The following is a 20705-nucleotide window of genomic DNA, read 5'->3' on the forward strand; positions in this document are numbered from 1 at the left end:
CTTTTAAAAGAGGCTAATTTTAGGCTCTGCTATTGACATACAAAAAATAAAGTTCTAATATATTAAAAACGAGAAGCAATAATTAAAGAATTATTACTCCTCTTTTTATAAAAGTTTTACATTAATTTTTAGAGTTTACATAAAACTTACAACAGCCCCAAAAGAGAAACAATTTTGCTTCCCTTTTTTGACATTACTTCTCTTCCTTTTCTTTTTTCTTTGAGTTATAGTAGTGAAGGTCTCCAGGTCCAAAAGTATCCTCATTGGAATTTTCTATCCTCTTTAGAGGTCTCCTAAAAAAACCTTTTCTTTCTTCAGGGTGTTTGATTCCCTCTATTGGTTCTATTGCAGTAACTTCGTACCCTTCAGATTCAATAGCTTCTTTTAAAACCTGCTCATCCACATCTCCAGATACATATGCCTCCTTTTCATCCAGAAGAACTTTTACATCTTCCACTCCATCTATAGATCTGAGTTTTTTTTCAATTTTATCCGTACATTTGCTGCAAATCATTCCCTCAATCAAAATTTTTCTCATAAATTCCCTCCATTTTATATATATTAAAATTAACATCATCTTAAATATTATTTACTAAAGTCTTATACCATTTCCTCTTTAAATGTTATCAGATAAGTGGATAAGGTTCTCAATTTATAGGTCGATACAATATCTGCATAGTCCTGACAGACCAAAGGTTCTCTTCAAAGTAGACTCTGTAAAGGAGGAACAAGAGAAATAGAGAGTATAAAATACATTATAGTTATAAAATTTCAGGAATTGAGATTCAAAGCTATTGAAAAAAAGGGGGAAGCTATGGAAAGATTGATATTGATGGGAGGAATTTTTTTGATGTTATTTATATTGGAAAGAATAATGCCTCAGGTAGGCAGGAATATAGTTGGGAAAAGTCATGATATAAGTAATCTGGGTCTTGGGGTAGTTAACTTACTTATTGGGAGGTATTTTGCACTATTTACAGTTTATGCTCTGGCCAAATACCTTGAGAACTTAAAAGTGGGGATTATGAATACAACCTCTTTTGATTCTAAATTTAAACTTATCTTAGGAGTTATATTTTTAGATTGTGTAAACTACTGGTGGCACCGGCTGCTTCATAGGGTTTCCTTTCTAATGAGGTTTCACAGTATTCATCATACAGACAAGCTGCTCAACGTTTCTTCTGCCCTGAGATTTCATTTTTTTGAGGTACTCATGGGACATCTTTTCAAGCTTCCCTTTATTCTTTTAATAGGAGTACCCGTAGAAGCCCTTTTGCTCTATGATGTTATATTTAATATTAATGTATATTTCCATCACAGCAATATAAAAATCAGCCGGAGGTTAGATATCCTTCTTTCTAAGTTTATTGTGACACCATATATCCATAGGATTCATCATTCTTTAAAGTGGAAGGAATCAAATTCTAACTTTTCATCCTTTCTGATACTATGGGATAAATTTTTTGGAACCTTCCTTCCCCAGGAGGAAATATCGACACCTAAGTATGGAATACCTGGATATACCGAAGAGAGGTATGAGCACTTTTCATACATGATAAAACAGCCCTTTATAGAAGGGAAATAGGCCTGTAAATTTTCTGGGAGGAATAGTCAACTATCCTTCAGGGAACTTTTATCTTCCTTAATTTATTGCAAGTTGGAGAATATTGATGATTCTTATTGTATACCAATTTTTTAGCGAGGTGAATTAATGTGAAAAAGTATATATATTTGTTTCTATAATCTTAGTTCTAGTTGGATACCATCTCTACACCATAGAATTTTGGGAACCCAAATCAACCTATAGAGAAAGTGAGGTTATTAGTGTTGCAGCGTTTCAAAACAATTTAGAGACTTTAAAACAAGAATTGAGAGAAAAAGGAAAATACAGGTGCTGTATTCAAAATGACTGTGCATGGTGTGCAATTTATATGGGATACTGTATTTGTGCTGACCTTCTAGTAATAGAAGGTCGAGAACAATCATGTCCAGAATGTGCTGCTGCCTGGAATAAAAAGAGGGGAAAGATACCAGGAGTAGATCCAGATGCAGTAGAGATTATTACCTTTGGAGTATATGGTTTTGAAGATGATGGAGAACACTATAATCCACCAGGAAAAGGTGAAGTGGAGGATACACATCTTAAGGAGGAAAAACAAAAAGTAGGTGAGGAAGAAAAGCCTCTCTCATGATGAAATTCATAAGATTAGCGCATAGTACAGTAATTAAAAAAGGAGGAGAATATGAAAAAGTATTTGCATCTATTTATCTATATAATTTTATCAGTTATATCCACTGCCAAGGTTGTGGAATATGAAATCGATATAGCCTATACTGAAGTTGATTTTACAGGTACTCCAGTAATGGCTATGACATTAAACGGCAGTATTCCAGGTCCAACTCTAGTGTTTACAGAAGGAAATCTTCTCAGAGTAACCTTCAACAATAAAATGGATGTAGAGACCTCTATTCATTGGCATGGACTCCTCGTTCCAAATGATCAGGATGGTGTTCCCTATCTCAATACTCCCCCTATCAAGGCAGGAACTTCATTTACATATGAAGTTCCTCTGATACAGTCGGGAGCATACTGGTATCATTCGCATACTGGTCTTCAGGAACAGCGAGGAGTATATGGCAGTATAGTAATCCATCCCAAAGATAAAAAAGAAACGATGACAGAGTATGTAGTTGTCCTTTCAGATTGGACCGATGAATCTCCGGATCAGGTCCTTAGAAACTTAAAGAAAGATGGTGACTATTATGCTTTAAAAAAAGGGACGGTTCAATCTTGGGAAAGAGTAGTCAGGGAAGGGCGAATAAGTGAAAGATTGATGAGCTCTTTAATGAGAATGAGTCCCATGGATCTTTCAGACGTGGGGTATGATAAATTTCTCATAAATGGACAAGAAAAGATATCTCTGAAAAATATTAAGGAAGGAACACCCATAAAATTAAGGGTAATAAATGCAGCAGCATCAACTTACTTTAACCTTTCTTATTCAAAGGGAACTATGAAGATAGTAGCTGCAGATGGTTTGAACGTTGTGCCCGTTCACAGGGACAGGTTACTCATAGGAGTTGCTGAAACCTACGATCTTATTGTTGAAGCTAGAGGAACATTTAAAGCTTCTGCCCAGTATGGCACGGGAGATACTGTGCTCCATATTGGTGAAGTGCAGATGAAGAAAGATGAAGAAAAAACTTCTCATATGATGCCTATGGAAACTGCAAATAGCGAAATCAGTATGATGAACCATGATATTTCTATGAACTCTGAGGGGAAAGCCTCTTCATATGACTTTCTAAGGGCTATGAAATCAACGGAATACAGTAACGATCTCCAAGAGAAAGTTGTCCATCTAAAACTTACAAGCGATATGGAGAGGTATATTTGGACCTTTAACAATAAGGCATTGTCGGAAAGCGACAAAATCCTCATCCGCAAGGGGGAAAAGGTGAAATTTATCTTGGAAAATGAGACTATGATGCATCATCCTCTTCATCTACATGGACACTTTTTCAGAGTCCTAAACAAGCATGGGCCTAATTCTCCACTGAAACACACTGTAGATGTTCCTCCCATGCAGACTGTAGAGATAGAATTTTTGGCCAATGAGGAAAAGGACTGGGTTTTTCACTGCCATAACTTATATCACATGAAAACAGGTATGTCCAGGATAGTTAGCTACGACAGCGAGGAACTTCCCAAAACTCTGTCCACCAAGCTCTCCTCGGATAGAAAGTGGTTTTACAAAGGAGATGTCACTGGAGCGACCAACTACTCAGCCATCAATTTATCATCCTTCAATACAAAAAATATTCTCTCCCTAAGTGGTGAAGCTTCCTATGAAGGCGAGCATGACTTGGATGTATATTATAGCAGATATGTAAACCGTAACCTGTCGTTAACCTTGGGATTTAATTTTAATGAAGAGGATGACGAAGAAATAGACAACAGAGGATTTTTAGGTGTTGAGTACCTTCTCCCACTCTTAATAGAATCTGAACTGAAACTTTACGATGACGGGGATATAGAGGTCGTGTTTTCCAATGAACTACAACTTACCAACAAACTCCAATTTAATTGGGAGGTAGATACCGAAGAAGAATATGTTTTGGAACTGGAATACAGATATAGAAAGTGGATCTCATTTACAGCAAATACTCACTCAGAATATGATGAAGGAATAGGAGTAAAAATAAGATTCTAATAAAAAGACTTTCCTGGCTAAGTCTTCATTTCCTTTTGTGAGAGCTAACTTTGCATTCTTAGTCCATTTTAAAGCCTCTGTAGTCAATTCGTTAACTCTACGAGTGAGTCTTATTTCTTCGGCTTTTGCTTTTGAAACACTCTCTTTTGCTTTGACATACTCCGATTCCATATTCCTAATATTTTGATCCAGTATTTTATTCGGATCTTCCATTTTTTCCAATATAGTGTTGACATTTGATTTAAAGATGCTTGTTACCCTTGAAAACATTCCCATGTGAACCTCCTATTTAATATATTCGTTTATTAGTTTTAGTATTTTTGGAAGGCTGATGTCCATAACGTCCAACACCTCTAAAATTTCATTTTCATCCAGATTTTCAGTTGGAAGAGACTCTGCTACTATCAGCCTATTATCTGTTTCCTCTGATGAATTGATAGCTATGGAAACTGGCAGTATTTCCGTATTTAAGTTCAATATTTTTTTATAAAAGTCTATGTCATCCCTGACTTTATTTATTCCCACCAGATCAAGTTCAAAGTAAAGGGAATCTTCGTTTTTCACAATGGCGACAGATGCATCGGAATCAATTAAATTGACAAATAAAATTTCATCCTCCTTATTTATAGAGAATCCGTTTTCTAATAGGATATCCTCTAAAGTTTTGATCTCATTTTTTTTGACAAAAACGTTCATTTTAAACCTCCTAAATTAAAGTTTCCCAAGGACAGATTTTGGAAGCTCTATACCAATATCAATAGAGACGTAAGCACCATCATCATTTTTTATTGAATTTAAACTAATAAACTCAAATTCAAAAAACTCCTCTGATACCTTTCTCGAATAAAGAGCGTGTATTTTTTCTACAATTTTTTCAGGATCGCCATCTTTACTGCTGTATATAGTTTCTTTAAATTCTATCCCCTTGGAAATCTCATAATAATTTTCATATTCTGAAGTCATGTGAGCCTCAGTTTCGCAAAGATTAATATAAAATTTTGTGCTATGTGTACTTCCTTCTACTTTATCTATCCACTTTTCATCCTTAAAATTATCTTGAACAATTTTAAGAATCTCCAAATAGTCGATCCCTTCACTATCTGCTGCGCAGTGTAGCAGGTCAGTTGCAAAGATATTTTCTTGTAAATCTATTTTTGCATCTTCAAAGTTATTAAAACTAGGGATCTTCTTCTGTATAACCTTAAAAACAATGTCCTGGAGTCTTTCTTCTGGAGTATCTTCTATTACAAAATATGGATCTCCTATTAGCCCAACTTCTGAATCATCTCCTAGCCATGTGAGCCAATCCTCTTCGCTAGCTGGAAAGATGTTGTCATAATTCTTAAAAAGTATGCAACTTTCTACCTCTTTCCCAGAAAACATTAATTGGATATAGCTTTTTTCGCCAGTTTCAGAATCGAGGTAAACATTTGCTAATTTAGCTCCATTGGATTCAAAAACTCCTATCTTCTTTACAATATTCCTGTAATTGAAAAAAAGAAATTTTGAGTCCAAGCCTAAATTTGAAAACAGTATGGGGTCAAACTCGACATATGACTCTATTTTAAAAATAGTAAGATAAAAAATCATCATTTTGTTTTTCTTTTTGTTTTTTTAAAAAATTGAACATATTACCTCCTTTTATACTGAAAATATAGTCAGGACTCCTAAAACAATAATAATTATCAGACTAATTTTTTTTATGCTAAATATCGAATCTTTTTGGAAGTTTTTTTCAAGATGGCTTTCGCTGTGTGCAAGCTCAGGCGAGATATCTTCAGGAATATAATTTGAATCAACTACTGCGCCTTTTAATTTCATAGTCTGAACTTCTTTTTCCATTGTATCTAATTTTTCCTTAAGTTCTTCATTATCCTTTGAAAGTTCATTGGCTTCCTCTATAAATTTTTGTACATCTGGGTCATCGTAATGGCTGTAGTAAAACCTTGAGTACCGTGGAGTGCTTATACTATCCAACATCATCCAAAGAAATAAAGAATTCCATATCCCAAAACTTCTATAGGAGCGATAGTAATAACTTGGCGGTGAATACCTCTTTCTTGAATAATACCGATATTTATAATCTGAGTAGGATTTTTTAGTATACGACCTACTCTTGTTATAAGCATCTTTATATTGAGTAGATGAACTGTAATTTTTTGAAGATGATGGAATATCTTCTTTGGGTGAATATTTTCTGTTTTTTAGATATTTATTATATGTTTTTTTACTAGCTGTGGAACTCAACTTTATTTTTTCTGTCTTAGGTTTATTTCCAAAGGAAAAGCTTTTAAAAATTTTTTCCTTTTTTTTGGAACCACTACTATATTTGTTGTAACTCTTGAACACGCTGCCACTACTTTTTTTGTAACTTTTCATCCTACTCCGATAAGTTTTTGGATAAGCATTGACGTTATAAGTAAATATTGACAGAATGAAGACCAAGAGCATAAAACTTTTTTTCATATTATTACACCTCATTTTTTGTTTTTAAATCTACAACTTGAGTCTTTAAAATATCAAACTGTAATATTATGATTGATGATAACGTAGTTTTATGTCAGCTTTGTGACAAGAAAAGAATTATTCAATAAAAAAAGTCATAATAATTATTAATACTTTTTATAGAATACCACTCTACTCTATAAAAATATAAATACTTTGTATAATATTTTTTGTTATTAGAATACTTGCTGTTATTAGTTTTTATTTATTTGACAAAGTTGATATCAGTGAGATATGATAGGTATAGAGGGTATATGTTATAAAGATAAAACTTAAAAACAGAGGTGAAAATATGTTTGATATAGATAAATGCACTACATGGTTTATTACCAATGCCAGCAAGAAAATAACAGACAGTTTTAATAAAAGACTGTTGAAAGAAGGGATAACAAGGGTCCAGTGGATTGTTCTCTCCTATCTGGAAAAATTCGGGAGTACAAGCCAGCATAAACTGGGGGAAAAAATGAATATCAAGGTTTCTACAGTGGCCCGCCTCATAGATAGGATGGAAAGAGAGGGCTATATTGTCAGGAAAAAAACTATAGCCGACAGAAGAGTGACTTTTATAGAACTTACTAAAAAAGGTATGGAGCTGAGAGAAAGAACACTTCCCGTAGGAGAAAACTTCAATAGGGATTTGAAAAAGGATATTTCCGAAGAGGAGATGGAGATATTTAAAAGAATAACCTCTAGAATGATTGGAAATGTTGGATACTAAGACTTTCTATTCTTGAATTAAAATAACAATTTCAACACTTTTAGAAAGGATTAACATCAATGAATTACACATTACTTTCAAAGCCAGTAACCCTCCTTGATCATTTTAATACGACAGTATTAGTTAGTAATCAAGAGAGGGATTAGAGTGTATAATTTTTTTTTATCTTAATTTTGCTAGAAAACTCCCTCTTCTATTAAGAGGGAGATGAATAGCAAAGGTTTTCTAATTAATTCCATCTTGAGATTGGATATAGTTTTCTTCTGTTAAAACTGTACTATACATGTTATAATATTATGTATATATCATGTGTGTAGGAGGTGAAAATCTATGAAAAAATATAACAAAGCTTTTAAATTTAGAATACTACCAACTAAGGCACAAGAAATATTAATTCATAAGACTTTTGGCTCTACAAGGTTAATATATAACATGTTTTTAGACAAGAGAATCAAATTATATGAGAGTGAAAAAAAATCTACTGCATATAATGCTCAAGCTAAGGAATTGACTTCATTAAAGAAAGAATTAGAATTCTTAAAAGAAGTGGATAGTATGTCTCTACAAATAACATTAAAAAATTTAGATAAAGCTTTCCAAGGGTTCTTTAAAAAAATAACTAAATACCCTAAATTTAAATCTAAAAGAAATACAAAAAAATCTTATTCAACTAACAATGTAAACAACGTTATTAGAATTGAAAATGGGAGATTGAAATTTCCTAAGCTCAAGTGTCTTAAAATAAAACTTCATAGATTAGTACCTAATACTCATAAGATTAAATTAGCTACCATAAGTTGTGAACCTAATGGGGCTTATTATGTAAGCCTTTTAACTGAATTTCAATTAGATATTAAACCAGTACCTAACGACAATAATATAATTGGTCTTGATTATTTTTCCAAAGAATTATTTGTTTCCTCTGAAAACCAAAGAGGTCATGCACCTAAATTCTATAATAAATATCATGATAAATTAGCTAAAGAACAACGTATATTAGCTAGAAGAACTAAAGGTTCTAATAATTGGTATAAACAAAAATTAAAAGTAGGTATACTACATTCAAAAATTAAAAATTCAAGAGCTGATTATCTTCATAAATTATCTAAGAAACTTATAGATAAATATAATGCAATCTGTATTGAAGATTTAGATCTTAAATCTATTAAGATTAAAAATCTAGCTAAACATACCTTTGACAATGCGTGGGGTATGTTTGTTCTAATGCTTGAATACAAATCTATATTTTCAGGTAAACAAGTTATTAAAATAGATAGGTATTATCCTTCTTCTAAAACTTGTTCATCTTGCAGTTCAGTAAAATCAACTCTCAAACTAGATGAAAAAATCTATAGTTGTAATTGTGGACTTTCGATAGATAGAGATCTTAATGCTAGTTACAATATCCTTTCATAAGGTGAAAAGCTACTAGCTTACTAAAATATATCAGTGTAGGGCTTACCCGTAGAGCTTGGTAAATATGAGCTAGTTCTTAATAACTCACTTCCCAAGAAGCCCCCTCCTCAAGCCGTTTTCATAGGCTAGGTGGGGGAGTATGTCACACATGCTAAAAATTATATTAATTTCGATTATAGTCCTTCTAAAGTATGCATTATGGCTACTATCAAAATTTGCGATTACGTTTTTTCTGAACTCCTATAATTTTACCATATTTTCTTTAAAATAGAATAAATTTAAAAAAGGTCTTTAGCATTTAAAGACTAAAAACCTCCTCATTTTTATTTTATAAAATCTTCCAATGCTTTTGCTAATTGATCAGGACATGATGTAGGTCTCTTTCCACACTCAGTCCCATGTAGTCTAGCAATCACCTCTTCTATTTTCATTCCCTCTACTAAAGCTGATAACCCGATAGCATTTCCGGCACATCCACCATTGAATTTTACATCTTTTAGTATACCATCTTCTATTTTAAAATCTATTGTTTTAGCACAAACTCCGCTAGTTCTAAATGTTTGCATCTTTTCCCCCTAAGTTTCTATATAATTTTTCACCAATTATTGTAGCACCTTAGTCGAAAATTTTCAAGGGATAAGATCTAACTATATCTTTTTTCCCTCTATCTTCCATATCTCTTTTGCATACTGTGCTATCGTCCTGTCACTTGTAAATTTTCCGGCATTGGATATATTCATCCATGCTTTCTTAGCCCATCCCATTCTATCTTCAAAAACACTATCGATACTCTCTCTAACCCTTCTATAATCATCAAAATCTTGCAATACAAAATAATGATCCGGTGCATGCCAAGATGCTCCTACTAAGAGTGCCTCATATAGCTCTTTGAACATTCCTGTGTCACCATCACTATAAGTTCCATCTATTAACTGATCCATTACTTTTTTTAGCCCTTTAGTTACATTCATAACCTTAGTTGGGTCATATCCAGATTTTTTTAACTCTATTATATCTTCCACCTTCATTCCAAAGATGAAGTTATTCTCGATTCCTGCTTCTTCTACTATCTCTACATTTGCTCCATCCAAAGTTCCCAGTGTAGGAGCTCCATTCATCATAAATTTCATATTTCCTGTCCCACTAGCTTCCTTTCCTGCTGTAGAAATTTGTTCAGATACATCTGCTGCTGGAAATATAAGTTCTGCTGGTGAAATATTATAGTTTTCTACAAATACAATTTTTATTCTTCCATCTACATCTATATCGTTATTTACAGTTTCTGCGACCTCATTAATTAATTTTATAATTCCCTTAGCTCTAAAATATCCAGATGCTGCCTTAGCTCCAAAGATATAGGTTTTAGGAGTAACTTTCATCTTAGGGGTTTTTTTTATTCTATTATATAGATCCATTATATGGAATATATTTAATATTTGTCTCTTGTATTCATGTAACCTTTTTACTTGTATATCAAATATAGAATCAGTATCTATATCTATTCCTGTATTTCCCTTTATAAATTTAGCTAATTGCTCTTTTTTTATGTTTTTTATATCTAAAAACCTATTCAATACATTTTCATCTGTCACATACATCTCTAATTTTTTCAATTCACTTAGATCAACAACCCATTTGTCACCAATTAACTCTGTAATCAATCCTGCTAATTCAGGATTTGATTTTAATAGCCATCTCCTTTGAGTAACTCCGTTAGTTTTATTTTGGAACCTTTCAGGATACAACTCATACCAATCTTTTAATTCTGAATCCTTTAATATTTCTGTATGGAGTGCCGCCACACCGTTTACAGCATAAGAACCATAAATTGCAAGCCAAGCCATATGGATTAAGTTTGTGTTCTCATCGACTATTGTCATTCTCTTTCTTCTTTTTAGATCTACTGGATATTTTTCCTCCAACAATTCTTGAAATTGCACATGAATCCTCACTATTATAGTGTATATTCTAGGCAATACCTCTTTAAATAATTCTGTATACCATTTTTCTAAGGCTTCTGATAAGATCGTATGATTAGTATACGCAAATGTTTTATTGACTATCCTCCATGCATCCTTCCATAACAATCCCTCTATATCTATTAGAATTCTCATTAATTCAGGTATGGCTACCACTGGGTGGGTATCATTTAATTGAATACTTGTAAAATCTGGTAACATACTAAAATCCGTTCCATGTTTTAGCTTAAATTTTCTAATAATATCTTGTAATGATGCTGAGGTAAAGAAATATTGTTGTTTCAATCTTAATTTTTTCCCCTCATTGGTATCATCATTAGGATATAAAACTCTAGATATATTTTCCGCCTCATTTTTTTCCTTCATAGCTCCTATATAATGTTGTTCATTAAATTCGCCTAAATCTAGCTCCTCCACAGGTTCTGCCTGCCATAGTCTTAGTGTATTTATATTATTAGTCCCATATCCAATGATAGGTGTATCGTAAGGTACTGCCACGACACTCTCATCTTTATTAAATCTTACTTTCACTCTATCTCTGTCCTTTCTCAGACTCCAAGGATCCCCGTATTTTAACCAGTTATCTGGATATTCCACTTGAAACCCATCTTCAAATTGCTGCCTGAACATTCCAAATTTATATCTGATCCCATATCCTGTCCCAGGTAAATTTAGTGTAGCCATAGATTCAATAAAACAAGCCGCCAATCTTCCTAGTCCACCATTACCTAATCCTGCATCTGATTCGGCACTCTCTATCTTATTGATATCAATATTTAACTCCTCCAACAACTCCTTAACCCCTTCATACATTCCTAGGTTGATTAAGTTATTACCCAAGGCCCTTCCCATTAGATATTCCGCAGAAAAATAAAAGGCTTTTCTGCCATTATTATATAGATCTTTGGTAATTTTCCAAGATCCAGCTATCTCCTCCATTATTGCTTGAGATAGTGCATCATATATTTCAAAATCCAACCCTTCAGATATTTTCTTCCCATATTTAACTAATAATTTTTTTTCCAAACCTGTTTTAATTATACTTTTTTCAAATTTCATGTATCCCTCCCATATTGCCTATGACGAAATTAAAAATAATTTAAACTCATTTTTTTCCTATCTATCATATTTAATTGTCATTTTCTTTATTTTTTTTGCCAATTCATCTGTAAGTTCATCCCCTCTCAGTCTCCATTTCCAGTTATTTCCTAATGTTGATGGAGTATTCATTCTGGCTTTATTATCCAGTCCCAAAAAATCTTGCATCTGAGCTATAGCTAGGTCGGATTTAGATTTCCAGATAGCCTCTATAAATAGATCATTTATTTTTTCTTTATTTTTTATTTTTAATTTTAAATATTTCATCAAATATTTTTTGGTATATTCCCTATCATCTTTCACTATATTTTCATACCATCCTACAACAGTTTCGTTGTCATGGGTTCCTGTGTAAGCCACTGAATTTGAAAGATATTTATGGGGTAAGTAGTCACTATCTCCCTTTGAATCAAAAGCAAATTCCAATATTTTCATCCCTGGATAACCACTATCTTTTAATAGTTTTCTTGATTCCTTAGTTGAAACCCCTAGATCTTCAGCAATAATAGGCAGATTTCCTAATTTATTATTTATGGCTTTAAATACCTCTATGCCTGGCCCCTTTACCCATCTTCCAGGTCTGGCAGTAGGAGCATTTGCCGGTATCTCCCAATAGGACTCAAACCCCTTAAAATGATCTATCCTTACCAGGTCATACAACTCAAATGCTGCTCTTATCCTTTCAATCCACCATGAATATCCTCGTCTTCTCATAATCTTCCAGTTATAGAGTGGATTTCCCCATAGTTGACCTGTGTTACTAAAAGCATCTGGCGGACATCCTGCCACAACCTTCATATATTTTTCCTCATCAAATAAAAATAATTCTGTTTCTAACCATGCATCTACACTATCGCCAGATATAAATATAGGCAGATCCCCTATTATTTTCACCTTCTTTTCATTGGCATATCTTTTCAACTTTCCCCACTGACTATAGAATAAATACTGCAGGTAGATATAATAATCTATCTCATTTTTTAGTTCTACCCTGTATTTTTTTAAGGTATTTATATGGGCAAACTTTTCTTCCTTCACCCATTTTGTCCACTCTTTTCCGTTATTTTTATCTTTTAGTGCCATGAATAGCGCATAATCATCTATCCAGTAGATATGGTCTTTCTTAAAAATTTCTATCTCCTCTAAAAAATCCTTCCCCTCATTGAAGTAAGCTTTTTTCAAAAGTTTTAATTTATTTCTATATAATTTTTCATAGTCTATGTATTCCCTATCATCTCCTAAATCTGTGTCTTCCACCTCTTGCCTGTTTAGCCCACCTCTCTCTATCAATTCTTCTAAATCGATAAAATAAGGATTCCCTGAAAAGGCTGAAAAAGACTGATATGGCGAATCCCCGTAAGAAGTTGTTCCCAGTGGTAGAATTTGCCATGATTTTTGATCCGATTTTTTTAAAAAGTCAATAAATTCATAGGCCTCTTTGCCAAAGGTTCCTATCCCACCGTCCCCCCCTAAGGATGAGATGTGTAACAATATCCCACTGCTTCTTCCAAACATAATTATTCCCCCTATCGCCTATGGCGAATTAATAATTTAAAAATTTATAATCGAATTTAAAACCTTTTCATCACTAAGTGATTGTAAGGATCATCATCAAGACTCTAAATTTTTTTATAAATTAAGAGTTACATAAAAACTTTATTTTGTATCTTAGCGTTCTTCGCATCATTGGTGACTATTTTTTTATGTCAAGGAAACGACACGGCTCTTTAGTTTTGATGCTTTACGCGTAATTAGTCACAAATTTATTCGTATGATTAGCGGTTTAAGTTTTAAAAAATTTCGTGTTCTCTGAACCAAAGTTTTATTTTGGAATCGTTTCCACATAATGTAAATACAAATAATAACAAATGTTAAGAAAGCATTCTATTTCTTTACATTTATTGTTATTTATAAACATATAGCCCTATTAAAGATAAAGAAACACCAGTTTTTCTTTTGTAGTTCTTAGTTATATAATAAAAACACTCCTTTATTAGGAGTGTTTTTAGCAGGGCAATTAGAACTTACTTGTATATCCAAATCTTATAAATGCTGTATCGTCTACCTTACCAGTTGAGTTTTCATCATTTTGTTCTACATAGTATCCGCCTTTTAAATACACTGAATTATTTTCATCCAATAATTTACTTACTTGGATTGATGGCTCTGCATACAATACATAAGTTTCATGTCCTTCTACCCCACTTCCACTTACGTTATTCAAATCACCAAAGTGTCTAGCCCCAAATGAATACGGATCAAACCCACCCTCCAGCAATGCTTCTAATTTCATACCATTCTCGGCATTATACAACGGATAGTCAGCATATACATATGCCTCTATGTCTACACTGTTATAATCATCTGAACCTTTCCCAGCAAAAGTATAGTCATAGTAGATATTTCCTTCGATTTCTAAATAATCATTTATTGTATAGAAGTTTTCAAACGATGATGTAAACGAATAAGCATACTCTGTAGATTTTTCATCTGGTGAATAATGTTGAAACGCTATACCTGCCCTCAAGTGGGAGCTTAATCCTTCAACATCTGTGAATAAGTGCCATGTCGGCTGCACTCTAAGGTATTGTTTATTTCCACCAAAATTATTTACACCGTCATTACTACCGTATGTGTTTGTCTTTAACTCTGTTCTGATTATCATATTCTCTACATCTACTTGAGTATGTAATCTAAATCTCATCTCTGTCCTGTCCTCTGCGGTATTGCCACTGTCTCTAGTATCTCCAACATCTCCATCACCTATGCTACTGAAATGCCTAAGTCTCATCTCTAATCTGTTATTTTCACTTAGGTGTAAATTCCCGTTGATCTCCAACCTGTTCTCATCAAATCTCATCCTGTCGTTGATGTTAAAAATACTTAATTCTTTTCCTTTATGTATCAATAATGCCTCCGCATCGTTTCTCTCGGCAGCGAAAGATACCGTCCCCATGGTCATCAACCCGGCTAATACAGCTATTTTTTTTATATTCATCCCTTTCCCTCCAAAAATAAATTTTTTTTAATTTTTGTCCCCAGTAAATTGATCTTTTATAATCTACACCACCATCCAGAGAATTCCTTTTTATTTTATATCTTTTTAAAAAAATCTCAGACTGCCTTAAATAAAATAAAAACACCCCTTTGCAGGGGTGCTTTTGAATATAATTTTTATAAAATTTAATTAGTACTTACTTGTGAATCCAACTCTTACGAATCCAGTGTCATTATACTTGTCTGAACTACCTTTCCAAGCTCCAGTATCACTAGTTTTATCATTAGCTTCAGTCATCTCTATATAGTATCCAGCTTGTAAGAAAACTGAGTTAGTTTCATTTAATGTCTTAGTAGCCTTAACTGATGGTTCAGCATATAATACATATGATTCTTCACCCTCATCATCTTTTGTAACATTGTTTAAGTTATCGAAATCTCTAGCTCCGAATGAATATGGGTCTGCTCCACCTGAAAATAATGCTTCTACCTTTATTCCCTCGGCATTATATAATGGATAGTTAGCATATACATATGCCTCTATGTCTACATTATTGTATTTATTTCTGTTTCTAGCAAATGTATAGTCGTAGTAGACATTTCCTTCGACTGCTAAATAATCATTTATTGTATAGTAGTTTTCAAATGATGATGTGAATGAAAAATCTTCTCCAGATCCAGAAGTATGGTTCATTCCTAAACCTGCTCTTACTAATGAACTTAATCCTTCAACATCGTTGAATAAGTGCCATGTTGGCTGTACTCTGAAGTATTGCGTACCGTCTTTTCCATCATATGTATTAGTCTTTAATTCAGTTCTAACTTCCATATTTTCTACAGATGTTTGAGTATGTAATCTCATTCTTAATTCAGTTCTTCCTGTAGATTCTCCTTTACCAGTTCCATCTCCTGTTTCAGAACCAAATGTATCTGATATGTTAGAGTAACTTCTAACTCTTAGTTCTAATCTATTATTTTTATCTAAGTGTAAATTTCCATTTACTTCTAATCTGTTTTCATCAAATCTTACTCTGTCGTTGACGTTGAAAATACTTAATTCTTTTTGCTCTTGAGTTTTTAATACATCAGCCATTCCCTCTTCCATTGCGAATGATACCATTCCCATTGTCATTAATCCAGCTAATAAAGCTATTCTTCTTTTGTTCATCTCTTTCCTCCTAAAAATAAATAATTTTAATCTCTTTCTAAACAGATTAATTAAATTTAATTAATCTTACGCGAATATTAATTAAATTTAATTAATCTGTTTAGCTTGATAGAAGTTTACTCCAAATATCTAGCTTCCACAACAGTTATTTTATTAAACCGTTTATTTATTAAACTTTTAACTAATCAAGGTTTTGCCTACTGTTTTTATTTCTGTGTATTAAAAAAAGGCATGACCTCCCTCGCCTTAAAAATTATTTTTCTTTCAAATATTCCGGTGTCGTTATCCCCAAGGTAAGTCTCATATTCATCAATATTTCAACCATCTTATTTCTATACATTCCATACTCAAATTTTTCTTCTCCCGTCATATTTTCTATAGTGTTTGTATAGATCTCTTTTACCCCTTCTATCACTACTTTTTCACCTGATTTTGTTAAATATAGTGGTTTTTTTAAGAGTGCCCCTACCATCTCTATTTTTTTCTCCAAATACCCCATTTTTTCTAACTTACTGACTATTTGATTAGCTCTAGACTTACTTAACATTGTATATTTTAAAAGGTTATACTGGGTTTCTCCCGGATTTTTTTCTAGATGACGCAGTATATAATACTCTTTAAAACTTATATTATGTTTTTCTAGTACATCATTTAACAACTCTTTCCCAGCCATTGAAATAGCATTTGCTACTGTTAAAATATCTACAATTATCTCTTTTCCTTCCAACTTTAACCACCTCACTTTTCCTCTAAAGAAAATTATACCTTTTTTTTTAGTTTTTTTCAATTTAAAATATAGGGTCCCTCCTATTTTTGTACACATGTTTTTTTGCTTTCAGTACATATTTTCAACCTTTTTTAAAGTTCTTTTTCATTTCAAAATAATATTATTTTAAGTAATATTCAATCTATTTTTTTATTTATCATACGTTGAGACAATAAAAAGGACTGGTCTACGACCAATCCTTTTCTATTATTTTATCTCTATTAAATTTAAATTTGCTACCCTGTTAAATATAGTGTTTAAAGAAGCTAAGAGGGATAATCTATTATCTTTTATATTTTCGTCCTTATCCATTACCATCACTGAGTCAAAGAAATTATCTATTATTTCTTTTCCTGAAAGGATAGTTTTTAAATAAGTTAGATAATCATTCTTACCTAAAATCTCTTCAGATACACTCACAAACTCCATATAGAAGTTATATAGTGATTTTTCAGCATCTTCTTTTAGAAGTTCTTTACTAATATTTACTGCACCTTCATGGTCTTTAGATATATTTCCAACTCTTTTTAGAAGGGAAACTAGTTTATTAAAGTTTTCATTAGAAGATACTTCCTCCAATGTTAATAATTTTTTCTCTACCTCTAATAAATTTTCATTTTCAACATCTAAGACAGCCATGATAAAATCTCTTCTGTATCCCTTATCTAATAGTACATTTATTATTCTTTGATTCATAAATTCCATTACATCAGATTTCACTTTTCCCTTATCTTTTTTCAATACTCCATCCAATTCCAATGTATCAATACTGATCTTTATAAGTTTATCTATTGATAGATCTAATTTTGAATTAAATACAATGTTTACTATCCCCAGTGCCGATCTTCTAAGAGCAAATGGATCTTTTGACCCACTTGGAATAAGTCCTATTCCAAAACAGCCCACTAAAGTGTCTACCCTGTCACAAATACCTGTAATTACTCCCTCTATATTTTGAGGTAGTCTATCTCCCTGGTATCTAGGGTAATAGTGTTCCTCTATTCCCTTAGCTACTTTTTCATTTTCCCCAGACCTAAGTGCATATTCTGCACCCATAAATCCTTGTAATTTTGTAAATTCTTTTTCTCCAATCATATTAGAAACTAAGTCTGCTTTAGATAGCTCAATTGTTCTGAGTATATCTGTTCTATTTCCATCAAATCCCAATATATCCACTAATTTATTAGCTATTTTCTTACTTCTCTCTAATTTTTGGTAAATAGTTCCTAAATCTTTTTGGAATACAACATGTTTTAATTTTTCTATGTTTTCAGATAATGGTTTTTTAAGATCCTCTTGATAGAAAAATCTTGCATCGGAAAGTCTAGCTGATAATACTTTTTCATTTCCTATCCTTACTTTTTGAGATCCATCTATACCATTTCTTACCACTACGAATTTAGGCAGTAGATTTCCATCTGAATCTAAGATTGGGAAATATCTTTGGTGTACTTGCATAGAGATTATAAGTACTTCTTGAGGTACTTCTAAAAATTCAGAATTAAATGTCCCCACCATTGGATACGGATATTCTACAAGGTTCGTTACTTCGTCTAAGAGTTCGTTTTCAATAACCACTTTTTCTCCTGCTGACGAACAATTTTTATTGATCATTTCAACGATCATATTTTTTCTTTCTTCTATATCAATAATTACATTATTAGCTCTTACTTTTGTAAAATAATCAGCGATACTAGTTACAGTAAATTCTTTCTCTCCAAAAAATCTATGTCCTCTAGAGGTTAATCCACTCTTATATCCTTCTACTTCAAATTTAACTAACTCATTGTCGACTAAAGCTAATATCCATTGGATTGGTCTGGCAAATTTTATTTTTTTATCGGACCATTTCATAGATTTAGGAAAAGTTAATCCCTCTATCAATCCTTTTAGCGCTTCTGGTAACAATGCTTTGGTTTCTTTTCCTTCTACAAATTTCTTAGCTGCAATATATTCACCCTTAGGAGTTTCAATTATCTCTAAATCTGTTGCTTCTATCCCCTGAGATTTTGAAAATCCCATTCCTGCCTTTGTAAGATCCCCATTCGATCCAAAAGCTATATGCTTTGCAGGTCCCTGGTTTAATATATTTAAATCTTCTTGTTTCACTGCTAGATTGGATATTGATAATATCAATCTTCTGGGAGTCCCATATGTTTTTACTTCTCCAAAAAAAATGCTATTTTCTTTTAAATAAGTTTTCATATTTTTTTCTAGATCATTTAATGCAGGTTTTAAAAACCTTGCAGGTATCTCTTCCATACCGATTTCTAATAAAATATTCATCTTTCACCTCTATTTTTTATTATGAGTTTTTTTAATTAAATCTCTCTTCACCTCTATGAATCTCTGTGTCCATAGCATCTACTTTTATTTTTTCAAAAGTGGGTATCCTAAGTCTTTTCTTGCCTGTAGAAATACTTCCGCACATCTTTTAGACATATTTCTAACTCTCAATATATAAGATTGTCTCTCCGTTACAGAGATAGCTCCCCTGGCATCTAATACATTAAAGATATGAGATCCTTTTAATACAAAGTCGTAAGCCGGGAATACTAATCCTTCATCTAATATCCTATGAGCTTCAGTTTCACACTCATCAAACCATCTAAAATGCATATCTAAGTCAGCCAATTCAAATGAATATTTTGATTGTTCATATTCATACTGTAATCTCATATCTCCATATTTAATTCCAGGTGCCCATTCTAGATCATATACACTCTCTTTCTCTTGAATATATAGTGCTATCCTTTCTAAACCATAGGTAATTTCAACTGGAGTAACATCTAAGTCAATCCCTCCTACTTGTTGAAAGTAAGTAAATTGAGTGATTTCCATACCGTCTAACCATACTTCCCATCCTAATCCCCATGCACCTAGTGTCGGAGATTCCCAGTCATCTTCTACAAATCTAATATCATGCTTTAATGGATCTATCCCTAGCATTCTTAAACTCTCTAAATAAAGTTCTTGAATATTAAGTGGTGATGGTTTCATCATCACTTGAAATTGATGATGTTGATACACTCTATTTGGATTTTCACCATATCTACCATCTTTTGGTCTTCTTGATGGTTCTACATAGGCTGTACTCCACGGCTCAGGTCCTAATGCCATTAGTGTCGTGTTAGGGTTAAATGTTCCTGCACCAGTTTCTATATCGTATGGATTTCCTATTACGCATCCCTTTGACGCCCAAAATTGTTGTAACGCCATTATCATATCTTGAAAATTCATTCTTGCCTCCTTAGTAACCCATCCTTTTTATAGTTGCTCTTTTTCACATTGCAAAAATTATTTAAGGAAAGAGTTAATTTTTTAGTTGTTTTTTCTTTCTCTCTAATATAATCACTTCTAATACCAGTAAAAATACTCCTATATTAATCCAAACATCTGCCATATTAAATACAAACTTCCAAATACCTCGAAAATCTGCAAAATCAACTACAAATCCTCTATATATTCTGTCTATCATATTTCCCATAGCACCAGCTAATATAAAAGCATATGCATATTTTGAGATAACTTCATGAGGTTTTAGTTGTTTTATCATAAAATATATTATTCCTAATATAGCTATTATAGCTATTATACTAATAGTTTTCATCTCCCCTTGGAACAATCCAAAAGCTACACCATAATTTTTTACATAAGTTACATGAAAAAAATTATTTAAAATACCTATAGTGTCTCCTTCGGACATAGATCTAGCTACTAATTCCTTAGTCCATTGATCTATTCCTAATAGAGCTACAATTAAAATAATTAATCTCACATTTGCTCCCCCTATTTTAATCTAAGAGGAGAAAGAAAAGACCTCAATCTACCCTCTCTCCTCTTA

General features: G+C 32.5%; 19 protein-coding genes. 5 read left to right on the forward strand and 14 right to left on the reverse strand.

Annotated elements, in window-relative coordinates:
- Positions 1 to 193 precede the first annotated feature (193 nt).
- Positions 194 to 538, reverse strand: coding sequence for a heavy metal-associated domain-containing protein (locus V5784_RS08940; RefSeq protein ID WP_336888686.1), 345 nt, complete (start codon positions 536 to 538; stop codon positions 194 to 196).
- 276 nt (positions 539 to 814) lie between these two features.
- Between V5784_RS08940 and V5784_RS08945 the strand changes: the two genes are divergently transcribed.
- The 3 genes from V5784_RS08945 to V5784_RS08955 all read left to right on the forward strand — a co-directional run bounded on the left by V5784_RS08945 (position 815) and on the right by V5784_RS08955 (position 4214).
- Positions 815 to 1585, forward strand: a complete 771-nt coding sequence (locus V5784_RS08945) for a sterol desaturase family protein (protein WP_336888687.1) — start codon at positions 815 to 817, stop codon at positions 1583 to 1585.
- 346 nt (positions 1586 to 1931) lie between these two features.
- Entirely contained in the window at positions 1932 to 2192 is a 261-nt protein-coding gene (locus V5784_RS08950; protein ID WP_336888688.1) for a hypothetical protein, read from the forward strand.
- 51 nt (positions 2193 to 2243) lie between these two features.
- Positions 2244 to 4214 (forward strand): multicopper oxidase domain-containing protein, encoded by a 1971-nt coding sequence (locus tag V5784_RS08955; protein WP_336888689.1) that lies wholly within the window; start codon positions 2244 to 2246, stop codon positions 4212 to 4214.
- Here V5784_RS08955 and V5784_RS08960 read toward each other — a convergent pair.
- From V5784_RS08960 to V5784_RS08975, 4 genes are read right to left on the reverse strand one after another with little or no spacing between them, the layout of a single operon-like run.
- Entirely contained in the window at positions 4173 to 4490 is a 318-nt protein-coding gene (locus tag V5784_RS08960; RefSeq protein WP_336888690.1) for a PspA/IM30 family protein, read from the reverse strand. The two genes, V5784_RS08955 and V5784_RS08960, sit on opposite strands and share 42 nt — an antisense overlap.
- 9 nt (positions 4491 to 4499) lie before the next feature.
- Positions 4500 to 4910 carry a CesT family type III secretion system chaperone gene (locus V5784_RS08965; protein WP_336888691.1) on the reverse strand — a complete coding sequence of 137 codons (411 nt, stop codon included), beginning with the start codon at positions 4908 to 4910 and terminating at the stop codon, positions 4500 to 4502.
- Positions 4911 to 4925: 15 nt separating this feature from the next.
- Positions 4926 to 5807, reverse strand: coding sequence for a hypothetical protein (locus V5784_RS08970; protein ID WP_336888692.1), 882 nt, complete (start codon positions 5805 to 5807; stop codon positions 4926 to 4928).
- Between the two features lie 48 nt (positions 5808 to 5855).
- Positions 5856 to 6593 carry a hypothetical protein gene (locus tag V5784_RS08975; protein WP_336888693.1) on the reverse strand — a complete coding sequence of 246 codons (738 nt, stop codon included), beginning with the start codon at positions 6591 to 6593 and terminating at the stop codon, positions 5856 to 5858.
- 418 nt (positions 6594 to 7011) lie between these two features.
- On the opposite strand from V5784_RS08975, the gene V5784_RS08980 reads away from it, so the two are divergent.
- On the forward strand, positions 7012 to 7437 hold the full coding sequence (locus tag V5784_RS08980) for a MarR family transcriptional regulator (protein WP_336888694.1): 426 nt from the start codon (positions 7012 to 7014) through the stop codon (positions 7435 to 7437).
- 330 nt (positions 7438 to 7767) lie between these two features.
- Complete coding sequence (locus V5784_RS08985; protein ID WP_336888695.1) at positions 7768 to 8853, forward strand: transposase; 1086 nt, start codon at positions 7768 to 7770, stop codon at positions 8851 to 8853.
- 323 nt (positions 8854 to 9176) lie between these two features.
- Here V5784_RS08985 and V5784_RS08990 read toward each other — a convergent pair whose 3' ends face one another.
- From V5784_RS08990 to lspA, 9 genes are all read right to left on the reverse strand, one after another.
- On the reverse strand, positions 9177 to 9419 hold the full coding sequence (locus V5784_RS08990; RefSeq protein ID WP_336888696.1) for a TIGR03905 family TSCPD domain-containing protein: 243 nt from the start codon (positions 9417 to 9419) through the stop codon (positions 9177 to 9179).
- 81 nt (positions 9420 to 9500) lie between these two features.
- Complete coding sequence (locus tag V5784_RS08995) at positions 9501 to 11891, reverse strand: glycogen/starch/alpha-glucan phosphorylase (protein ID WP_336888697.1); 2391 nt, start codon at positions 11889 to 11891, stop codon at positions 9501 to 9503.
- A gap of 57 nt (positions 11892 to 11948) precedes the next feature.
- A complete protein-coding gene (gene malQ, locus V5784_RS09000; RefSeq protein WP_336888698.1) occupies positions 11949 to 13445 on the reverse strand; it encodes a 4-alpha-glucanotransferase in 1497 nt (498 codons plus the stop codon).
- Between the two features lie 502 nt (positions 13446 to 13947).
- Entirely contained in the window at positions 13948 to 14928 is a 981-nt protein-coding gene (locus tag V5784_RS09005) for a hypothetical protein (protein ID WP_336888699.1), read from the reverse strand.
- Between the two features lie 189 nt (positions 14929 to 15117).
- The gene (locus tag V5784_RS09010) at positions 15118 to 16095 is read right to left on the reverse strand and encodes a hypothetical protein (RefSeq protein ID WP_336888700.1); all 978 of its coding nucleotides are present in this window, start codon (positions 16093 to 16095) and stop codon (positions 15118 to 15120) included.
- Positions 16096 to 16348: 253 nt separating this feature from the next.
- Complete coding sequence (locus tag V5784_RS09015) at positions 16349 to 16822, reverse strand: helix-turn-helix domain-containing protein (protein WP_336888701.1); 474 nt, start codon at positions 16820 to 16822, stop codon at positions 16349 to 16351.
- A 246-nt stretch (positions 16823 to 17068) separates the two neighbouring features.
- Positions 17069 to 19147 carry a glycine--tRNA ligase subunit beta gene (gene glyS / locus V5784_RS09020; RefSeq protein ID WP_336888702.1) on the reverse strand — a complete coding sequence of 693 codons (2079 nt, stop codon included), beginning with the start codon at positions 19145 to 19147 and terminating at the stop codon, positions 17069 to 17071.
- Between the two features lie 84 nt (positions 19148 to 19231).
- Positions 19232 to 20101, reverse strand: a complete 870-nt coding sequence (gene glyQ / locus V5784_RS09025; protein WP_336888703.1) for a glycine--tRNA ligase subunit alpha — start codon at positions 20099 to 20101, stop codon at positions 19232 to 19234.
- A gap of 73 nt (positions 20102 to 20174) precedes the next feature.
- The gene (gene lspA / locus V5784_RS09030) at positions 20175 to 20639 is read right to left on the reverse strand and encodes a signal peptidase II (protein WP_336888704.1); all 465 of its coding nucleotides are present in this window, start codon (positions 20637 to 20639) and stop codon (positions 20175 to 20177) included.
- Between the last annotated feature and the right edge of the window lie 66 nt (positions 20640 to 20705).

This window comes from Psychrilyobacter sp. (genome assembly GCF_037132775.1).
GTDB lineage: Bacteria > Fusobacteriota > Fusobacteriia > Fusobacteriales > Fusobacteriaceae > Psychrilyobacter.

Excerpts from the sequence above, each read along its gene's own strand:
- V5784_RS08940 (WP_336888686.1), bottom strand. The coding sequence starts at position 538 with ATGAGAAAAATTTTGATTGAGGGAATGATTTGCAGCAAATGTACGGAT.
- V5784_RS08945 (WP_336888687.1), top strand. The coding sequence starts at position 815 with ATGGAAAGATTGATATTGATGGGAGGAATTTTTTTGATGTTATTTATA.
- V5784_RS08950 (WP_336888688.1), top strand. The coding sequence starts at position 1,932 with ATGGGATACTGTATTTGTGCTGACCTTCTAGTAATAGAAGGTCGAGAA.
- V5784_RS08955 (WP_336888689.1), top strand. The coding sequence starts at position 2,244 with ATGAAAAAGTATTTGCATCTATTTATCTATATAATTTTATCAGTTATA.
- V5784_RS08960 (WP_336888690.1), bottom strand. The coding sequence starts at position 4,490 with ATGGGAATGTTTTCAAGGGTAACAAGCATCTTTAAATCAAATGTCAAC.
- V5784_RS08965 (WP_336888691.1), bottom strand. The coding sequence starts at position 4,910 with ATGAACGTTTTTGTCAAAAAAAATGAGATCAAAACTTTAGAGGATATC.
- V5784_RS08970 (WP_336888692.1), bottom strand. The coding sequence starts at position 5,807 with ATGATGATTTTTTATCTTACTATTTTTAAAATAGAGTCATATGTCGAG.
- V5784_RS08975 (WP_336888693.1), bottom strand. The coding sequence starts at position 6,593 with ATGAAAAGTTACAAAAAAAGTAGTGGCAGCGTGTTCAAGAGTTACAAC.
- V5784_RS08980 (WP_336888694.1), top strand. The coding sequence starts at position 7,012 with ATGTTTGATATAGATAAATGCACTACATGGTTTATTACCAATGCCAGC.
- V5784_RS08985 (WP_336888695.1), top strand. The coding sequence starts at position 7,768 with ATGAAAAAATATAACAAAGCTTTTAAATTTAGAATACTACCAACTAAG.
- V5784_RS08990 (WP_336888696.1), bottom strand. The coding sequence starts at position 9,419 with ATGCAAACATTTAGAACTAGCGGAGTTTGTGCTAAAACAATAGATTTT.
- V5784_RS08995 (WP_336888697.1), bottom strand. The coding sequence starts at position 11,891 with ATGAAATTTGAAAAAAGTATAATTAAAACAGGTTTGGAAAAAAAATTA.
- malQ (WP_336888698.1), bottom strand. The coding sequence starts at position 13,445 with ATGTTTGGAAGAAGCAGTGGGATATTGTTACACATCTCATCCTTAGGG.
- V5784_RS09005 (WP_336888699.1), bottom strand. The coding sequence starts at position 14,928 with ATGAATATAAAAAAAATAGCTGTATTAGCCGGGTTGATGACCATGGGG.
- V5784_RS09010 (WP_336888700.1), bottom strand. The coding sequence starts at position 16,095 with ATGAACAAAAGAAGAATAGCTTTATTAGCTGGATTAATGACAATGGGA.
- glyS (WP_336888702.1), bottom strand. The coding sequence starts at position 19,147 with ATGAATATTTTATTAGAAATCGGTATGGAAGAGATACCTGCAAGGTTT.
- glyQ (WP_336888703.1), bottom strand. The coding sequence starts at position 20,101 with ATGAATTTTCAAGATATGATAATGGCGTTACAACAATTTTGGGCGTCA.